Origin of the sequence: Mesorhizobium sp. M7A.F.Ca.MR.148.00.0.0, assembly GCF_003997735.1 — a bacterium.
Classification (GTDB): Bacteria; Pseudomonadota; Alphaproteobacteria; order Rhizobiales; family Rhizobiaceae; genus Mesorhizobium.
Window position 1 is genome coordinate 1 of record NZ_RZTB01000045.1, and the last position, 7,746, is coordinate 7,746.

At 63.1% G+C, this 7,746-nt stretch carries 6 protein-coding genes and 1 pseudogene; 2 read left to right on the top strand and 5 right to left on the bottom strand.

The window, feature by feature from the left end; genetic code table 11:
• Positions 1-181, bottom strand: a pseudogene (locus EOB49_RS36950) (hypothetical protein); the annotation flags it as partial.
• 106 nt (positions 182-287) lie between these two features.
• Here EOB49_RS36950 and EOB49_RS17900 point away from each other — a divergent pair.
• On the top strand, positions 288-680 hold the full coding sequence (locus EOB49_RS17900; RefSeq protein WP_127381760.1) for a DoxX family protein: 393 nt from the start codon (positions 288-290) through the stop codon (positions 678-680).
• A gap of 113 nt (positions 681-793) precedes the next feature.
• On the opposite strand, the gene EOB49_RS17905 is transcribed toward EOB49_RS17900, so the two are convergent.
• Positions 794-3,220, bottom strand: a complete 2,427-nt coding sequence (locus tag EOB49_RS17905; protein WP_127381761.1) for an FAD-dependent oxidoreductase — start codon at positions 3,218-3,220, stop codon at positions 794-796.
• Positions 3,221-3,277: 57 nt separating this feature from the next.
• Positions 3,278-4,816: a trimethylamine methyltransferase family protein gene (locus EOB49_RS17910; protein WP_164781721.1), complete on the bottom strand. Its 1,539-nt coding sequence runs from the start codon at positions 4,814-4,816 to the stop codon at positions 3,278-3,280.
• Positions 4,817-5,032: 216 nt separating this feature from the next.
• Here EOB49_RS17910 and EOB49_RS17915 point away from each other — a divergent pair, with 216 nt between their 5' ends.
• Positions 5,033-5,623 carry a transglycosylase SLT domain-containing protein gene (locus tag EOB49_RS17915; RefSeq protein ID WP_127270553.1) on the top strand — a complete coding sequence of 197 codons (591 nt, stop codon included), beginning with the start codon at positions 5,033-5,035 and terminating at the stop codon, positions 5,621-5,623.
• Between the two features lie 371 nt (positions 5,624-5,994).
• Here the strand turns inward: EOB49_RS17915 and EOB49_RS17925 are convergent, their stop codons facing one another.
• Both EOB49_RS17925 and EOB49_RS37685 read right to left on the bottom strand, forming a co-directional pair.
• The gene (locus tag EOB49_RS17925; RefSeq protein ID WP_127270554.1) at positions 5,995-6,213 is read right to left on the bottom strand and encodes a CopG family transcriptional regulator; all 219 of its coding nucleotides are present in this window, start codon (positions 6,211-6,213) and stop codon (positions 5,995-5,997) included.
• Between the two features lie 71 nt (positions 6,214-6,284).
• Positions 6,285-7,746, bottom strand: a 1,462-nt coding sequence (locus tag EOB49_RS37685; RefSeq protein ID WP_245472740.1) for an oligopeptide/dipeptide ABC transporter ATP-binding protein, incomplete at its 5' end; no start/stop codon positions are given.

The following is a 7,746-nucleotide window of genomic DNA, read 5'->3' on the forward strand; positions in this document are numbered from 1 at the left end:
GCCACTTGAACGCCTCACAGCCGGCGTCCTCGGCCATGGCGAAGCTGGTGCCTGCAAGGATTGCGAAGAGGCTGATGGCGGCTTTTTTCATGGCAAAGGGAACCCACATTTCTAGAGTGTCCGCACCATACAACCATAACGATAGGACTGCAACCCTTGCGGGAAAAATATGAAAGGTCAATTGGGGAACATTCCAATCACCGATTGTTGACGGCAGGCCGTGGGAAGTGAATGGTCCATTCCTGGGTGATAATCTATGGCCGGGCGGATTGAAAAATGGAGTCGTTATGAAGCTTTTCGAAAGCCTCTCCAGATACCAGCCGCAGGCGCTCGGCGTGTTGCGCATCATGACCGCGCTGCAGTTCATCGAGCATGGCAGCCAGAAACTGTTCAACTTCCCCGTCAGCGCCGATCCCCACGCCCTTTCCGGGCTGACCGTGACCGCCGCCATCCTCGAATTCGCTGGCGGCATCCTGCTGGCGCTGGGCCTGTTCACGCGGCCCGTGGCATTCCTTCTGGCCGGCGAAATGGCGATCGCCTATTTCATGGCGCACATGCCGCGCGACTTCTTCCCGGTCAACAATGGCGGCGATTCGGCGATCTCGTTCTGCTTCATCTTCCTCTATCTGGTGTTTGCCGGCGCCGGCGCCTTCGCGCTGGACAACCGCCGCAGCGCCTGACGCCCAGAAGAAGGGGCGTGACTAGTGCATGTCACCCAAAAGTGCCCAGCGATTTTGGGACAACGACATGCACAAAACAGGTATCTGAAGCGCATCGGCGAAGCCGAAGCGCTTCAGGCACGCATCCGTTCGAAATTGGCGTCGAAAAGCGGCACCGCCTGCATGCGTGCCGTATGGCGCTTGCCCAGCAGCTCGATTTCGAAGCCGTCGCTCTCATCGGCGATCTCCTTCGGCACATAGCCGACGGCGACGGACTTCTTCGAATGATGTGCATAGCCGCCCGACGTCACCCAGCCGCGCACGGCGCCATCGAACCAGATCGGCTCGTCGCCAATGACATCGGCATCGTCGGCATCGACGATAAAGGCGCGCAGGCGCAATTTGCCGCCCTGCCTGCGCTCGGCCAGCGCCGCGGCCTTGCCGATGAAATCGGCGTCCTTGCCGTAAGCAACGAAGCGGTCGAGCCCCGCTTCCAGCGGCCCGTAGATCGGCCGGTACTCGCGCCCCCATGAGCCGTAATTCTTGTCCAGCCGCAGCGCATTGAGGGCGCGCGAGCCGAACAGGCCGATGCCGAATTCCTCGCCCGCCGCCATCAGCGCTTGATAGGCGGCGCGCTGGTATTCCGGCGCCACCCAGATTTCGTAGCCGAGATCGCCGGTATAGCTCACGCGGCCGACCAGGCACGGCGCCATGCCGACATCCATCCGGCCAATGGCCATGAAGGAAAATGCCGCGTTGGAGACATCCGAGCGCGTGGCCTTTGCCAGCACATCCCGCGCCTTCGGACCGGCGATCGACAGACCGGTGAGCCTCGAGCCCAGCGCTTCGATGCGGACCGATCCATCGTCAGGCAGGTGCTTCTCGAACCAGCGCATGTGGTATTGCTCGGCGATGCCGGAGCCGGCGAGGAACCAGCCATCCTCCCCCAGATTGGCCAGCGTGAAGTCGCCGATCAGCCTGCCGTCCTGCTTCAGCATCGGCGCCAGCGTCATGCGGCCGGGTTTCGGCAGTTTGCAGGCAAGCATCCGGTCGAGCCAGGCGGCCGCCCCCTCACCCGTCACCTTGTATTTGGCGAAGCTCGAAATCTCGGACAGGCCGACACTGTCACGAACCGTCGCGACCTCCTTGGCGACCTGCGTGAAGTCGCTCGAGCGGCGCCACGAGAACTCGTCCTTGACGCCTTCCGGCGCGTACCACAGCGGCACTTCCAGCCCATAGGCAACGCCCCATTGCGCACCCTTGACAGACAGCAGATCATAGATCGGCGTCGTCTTCAGCGGCCGCCCGGCTGGCAGCTCCTCATTGGGGAAGCGGATCGAAAAGCGCCTGGAATAATTCTCGCGCACCTTGGCGTTGGTGTAGGCCATCGTCGCCCAGTCGCCGTAGCGCGCGACATCCATCGCCCAGATATCGGCGCCGGGATCGCCCTCGATCATCCAGTTCGACAAAGCGAGGCCGACGCCGCCGCCTTGCGAAAACCCGGCCATGACACCGCAGGCGACCCAGAAGCCCGGCAGGCCGCGCACCGGCCCGACCAGTGGGTTGCCGTCCGGCGCAAAGGTGAAAGGCCCGTTGATGATCTGCTTGATACCGGTGTTCTGGAAGGCGGGGAAATGGCGGAAGCCGACCTCCAGCGACGGCGCGATGCGGTCGATGTCCGGCTCCAGCAATTCATGGCCGAAATTCCATGGCGTCTGGTATTCGGACCACGGCTTGTTGGCCTTCTCATAGGTGCCCATCAGCATGCCGCCGCGCTCCTGGCGCAGGTAAAGCTCGCCGTCGAAATCGACCGCATGGATGATCTCGGTGCCGGTCTTGGCATTCCAGGCGGCGACCTCAGGCATGTCCTCGGTGATCAGGTACATGTGCTCCATGGCAAGCACCGGCAGTTCCAGACCAACCATGCGGCCGACCTCGCGCGCCCACAGGCCGCCGGCATTGACGACATGCTCGGCCACCACGTCGCCCTTGTTGGTGATGACGCGCCACAGCCCGTCGGGCCGCCGCACGATGTCCTCGACCTTGGTGAAGCGCTCCACTTCCGCCCCAAGTTTCCGCGCGGCCTTGGCATAGGCATGGGTGACGCCTGAGGGATCGAGATGGCCGTCCTCCTTGTTCCTGACCGCGCCGACGAACTGCTTGGGATCGAGCAGCGGCATCAGTTCGGCCGCTTCGTTGGGCGAGATCTCCTCGAGCTCGATGCCGAGATAACGGCCCTTGGCGACGACACCGCGCAGCCAGTCGAGCCGCGCCTCGGTTGCCGCCAAAAGCACGCCACCCGTCAGATGCACGCCGGTCGCCTGGCCGGAAAGCTCCTCGATCTCCTTGTAGAGGTTGATGGTGTATTTCTGCAGCTTGGCGACGTTGGGGTCGCCATTGATGGTGTGCATGCCGCCGGCCGCGTGCCAGGTCGAGCCGGACGTCAATTCGTCGCGCTCCAGCAGGACAACATCGGTCCAGCCGTGGCGGGCGAGATGGAACAGCACGGAGCACCCGACGACGCCACCGCCAATGACCACGACCTTTGCATGCGATTTCATGAGTTTTGCTCTGTTATCAGTGAGTTGGATGGGTGAGTGGATTCAAGCTGGGAACGATCACGGCTCGCCCTGCCCGATCGCTTCCTTGCGCCTGGCCATGTAAGCCTCCAGCGCCTCGCGCACGGCGATATCGATCACCGGCTCGACATAGTCTTCCAGCGCCTTCTTCCACAGCCGCGTCGCGCGCGCCGTCGCGTCGAGACCGCCGGCTTCCTGCCAGGCCTCGTAATTCTGCCAGTTGGACAGCATCGGCTGGTAGAAGGCGGTGGCGTAGCGCTCCAGCGTGTGCGGTTCGCCGAAGAAATGGCCGCCGGTCGGCACCGCACCCAGGGCTTCGACGGCGAGCTCGGCCTCGTTGACCTCGATCGGGCGCAGGAACTCCATCATGTGCTGGATCATCTCGACATCGATGATGAGTTTTTCGAACGACGCCGTCAGCCCGCCCTCCTGCCAGCCGGCGGCGTGATAGACGAGGTTGCCGTGGCCGAGCACCGCGCCCCACAGCGCCATCAGCGTCTCATAGGCGCCTTGCGCGTCGGCGGCATTGGAGGCCGAGCCCGGCGTCGTGCGGTACGGCAACCCGTAGCGCCGCGCCAGTTGGCCCGACGCGATGTTGGCCTTGGTGTTCTCCGGCGTGCCGAAGGCCGGCGCGCCGGACTTCATGTCGACATTGGAGGTGAAGGCGCCATACATGACCGGCGCGCCCGGACGGACAAGCTGCGTCAGCACGACGCCGAACAGCGCCTCGGCGTTCTGCTGCGCCAGCGCCCCGGCCAGCGTCACCGGGCTCATCGCCCCCATCAGCGTGAACGGCGTCACCGCCACCGACTGGCCGAACTCGGCCATGGTCATCAGGCCCTCGGCCATCATCTCGTCGAAGCGGCGCGGCGAGTTGACCGAGATGATGGTGGTGATGCCGGGATCGTCGCGCATCTGGTCGAGCGTCAGCCCGCGCGAAATCGCCATCATCTCGATCCCGTCAAGCGCCCTGCCCCTGCCGATGGCCGAGACATGGAAACTCTTGTCGGTCAGCGTCAGATTGGTGAAGTAGGTGTCGAGATGGCGGGAGTTTGCCGGCAGCTCCACCGGTGCGCAGACCTGGTTGCCGAGCATGTGGATGCAGTTGAAATGCTGCGCCAGCCGGGTCAGATCCGAATAGTCGCGCAAATTGCCGGCACGGCGGCCGCGCTCCATATCGTGCACATTCGGCGGCCCGGCGACGAGGGTGAAATTGATGGTGTTGCCGCCCAGATGAACCGCGTTGGCCGGATTGCGCGGCTTCAACACATAGCTGGACTGCGTGGTCTTCAGCACGTCTTCGATCAGGCCGCGATCGATGCGGACATTCGCCGATGCATGATCGACCCTGGCGCCAGCCTTCTCGAACAGCGACAGCGCCCGCGGGCTCATCACTTCGATGCCGAAATTCTCCAATATGTGCATCGACGCCTGGTGGATCTGCTCGATCTGGTCGGGCGACAGCATAGCCATTGGCGGATAGGGATTTGTCACCCGCCTGAGCGGCAGTTGCGGGATGGCCGACGGGCCCCTGTTGCTGGTGCGCTCGGCGCCGCGTTTGCGTCTTGGTTCGTTCATGCCCGGCATCAAAGCCCCGGCAAACCGGGCAAGCTGTCAGAAATACGCCGTTTTCGGGCGCGATTTTAGCCACGGCGGCATTTCTGTAATATCTATTTAGAGAAAGCGACGAAATACGTCGGATTACCGACACAAATTCCCTCAAGCGACTGCTTGGGCGAAGCGTTAACGGACGCTGCAAGATTCCCTTTATGATTTCGGCCTATTGCTGCGCCAATGCGTAGTTCGAGTTTTAGTAAAATTGGTGCGGTTTGCGTGCTGCTGGCGCTTTCGGCCTGCGCCACGCCGCCCAGCCACATCAACAATGTCTGTGCCGTCTTCGACCAGAATGACGGCTGGTTCGACAACTGGCAGTCGGCCGCCGAGCGCACACAACAGAAATACGGCATCCCCGTTCCCGTGCTGATGGCGACGGTCCGCAAGGAATCCGGTTTCAAGAGCAATGCAAGGCCGCCGCGCACCAAACTGCTCGGCTTCATTCCGTGGAAGCATGTCTCGTCGGCCACCGGCTTTTCGCAGGCGTTGGACGGCACCTGGTCGCAATATCAGCGCGAGACCGGCAACTGGGCGGCTCGGCGGACGAAATTCGCCGACGCCGTCGACTTTGTCGGCTGGTATCATTCCAAAACGGCAGACACGTATGGCGTCGCCCGCAACGACACCTACAACCTCTATCTCGCCTATTATCTCGGCTGGACCGCCTATGGCCGCGGCAACCGGGGCGATGCCGGCGTCCAGGGCTATGCCCGGGCCACCGACAAGATGGCGCGGGACTACGCGCAGCAACTGAGCGAGTGCGGCAACTGAACTAATTCCGGGCATGAGCATTTCAACCAACCGCTGATGGACGGCATGCCTTGCCGACTAGCGGCAAACGCTCATCGCTTCGTCATCCACGGGCGGAGCAAGGAGCGCAGCGACGCAGCGCAGACCCGAGGATCCATGCCGCGACTTCAAATCGCCGCCGCAGGCAGAAATTGTGCTCCGCTGCGCCCTCGGCTGAGGTCGCGGCATGGATCCCAGGGTCTCCGCGACGGAGCTTCGCTCCTGCTACGCCCTAGGATGACGAAGTTTGGGGAGGCTCCAGCCAATCCCGAATGCCAGCGATGGTCCACCGAGGGAAGACATCTTGCTGCCGACAGATCCCCAACCCTGCCAGATCCTCTGTTCCAGCGCGGCTAGTCGCGAAGCGCATTGACCGTTTCGAGATCGACCATCGGCCCGCCGGGCCGCGACGAAAGCAAGGGAATGCCGTTACGCTCACCGCCCGCCTGCGGCGGACGCAGCGAACGGCGAACCAGATCGGAAATGACTTCGCCCACACTGCGATCCTGCTGCCGCGCCATAGCTTTGGCGGCAAGAAGGACATCGTCATCGATTGCAAGTGTCGTTCTCACAATTCGCCCTCCCTCCAAGCATCAAACATCACGCATCACATGGCGCAGCATATGAAATTGCGTGATGCCGGTCAGTTCGGTTTCCTGGGCTTGCCCGGCTTTGGAGAACGGCCGGTTTCCGAAACCTCGTCGCGGACCTCGTGACGGCGGGCTTTCGAAACGGCTTCGGCCTCCTCGGCAGCCTGCCCCACCGCATCGGCTGCCGCGCTGCCCGTCTTGCCGCGCGGACGTTTTGGCGGTGTGCCGGCAAAACCGGGGCCATCGCCGTGCGGCGCGTCATCCGGCACGCCTTCGTGCGCGGCGTGTTCCTTGTCGAACTTGATCACCGGCTCCATCTTGGCCAGCACGTCGTCGGAGAGCCAGCACAGGCTCATATGGCCGCCGCCGAGATGCTTGACCGGTGGCACCTTGGTCTCGCAAAGATTGTCAGGCACCAGCTTCTTGTAGCCGCAGCGGGTCTGGAACGGGCAGCCGGACGGTGGGTTCATCGCCGAGGGAATGTCGCCCTCCAGCACGATGTGCCGCTTGACCACGCTGGTGTCAGCGATCGGGATCGCCGACAGCAGTGCCTCGGTATAGGGATGGTAGGGCGGCGCGAAGATCTGGTCGGTCGTGCCTTGCTCGACAATATAGCCGAGATACATGACCACGACGCGGTCGGCGATGTAGCGCACGACCGACAGATCATGGCTGATGAACAGCATTGTCGTCTTGTTCTTGCGCTGGATGTCCATCAGCAGTTCGGTCACCGCCGCCTGCACCGAAACGTCGAGCGCCGACACCGGCTCGTCGGCCACCACCACCTTGGCGTCACCGGCAAAGGCGCGCGCCACGCCGATGCGCTGCTTTTGGCCGCCCGATAGCTGGCGCGGCTTGCGGGTTTCGAATGCCCGCGGCAGCTTCACCAGGTCGAGCAGTTCCAGCATGCGCTTGCGGCGATCGGCAACCGTCTTGCCGACGTTGAACTTCTCCAGCGTGCGGATGATCTGCGAACCGACCGAATGGCTGGGATTGAGCGTGTCGAACGGATTCTGGAACACCATCTGGATCGACGACACCGTGTCGACGCTCCGTTTCTCGATGCCGGTCGACTGGATTTCCGTGTTGCCCAGCGTCACCGTGCCGGCAGTTGCCGTCTCCAGCCCGAGCAGCACCTTGGCCAGCGTCGACTTTCCGCAGCCGGATTCGCCGACGATGGCAACCGTCTCGGATTCGCGCGCCATGAACGAGATCGTCTCGTTGGCCTTGACGACGCGGCCCTCGCTCGAGCCGAACACCTCGTTGCCGCCGACCCTGTAGTATTTTCTGAGATCCTCGATCTTGAGCACCGGCGCGCCGGGCACGACGCGCTCATTGACCTTCTTGGCGCCGGGCGGCAATGCTTCCCAGTCGATCTCGTTAAAGCGCACGCAGCGCGAGAAATGGCCTTCGTGACCCGCGACCTCGATCATCGGGATTTCGGCGGCGTTGCAGACGCCCTCGACGAAATGGTGGCAGCGCGGGCCGAAATTGCAGCCCTTGGGCCGCTCGTGC

Coding starts and splice junctions, on each gene's coding strand:
- EOB49_RS17900 (WP_127381760.1), top strand. CDS start 288: ATGAAGCTTTTCGAAAGCCTCTCCAGATACCAGCCGCAGGCGCTCGGC.
- EOB49_RS17905 (WP_127381761.1), bottom strand. CDS start 3,220: ATGAAATCGCATGCAAAGGTCGTGGTCATTGGCGGTGGCGTCGTCGGG.
- EOB49_RS17910 (WP_164781721.1), bottom strand. CDS start 4,816: ATGAACGAACCAAGACGCAAACGCGGCGCCGAGCGCACCAGCAACAGG.
- EOB49_RS17915 (WP_127270553.1), top strand. CDS start 5,033: ATGCGTAGTTCGAGTTTTAGTAAAATTGGTGCGGTTTGCGTGCTGCTG.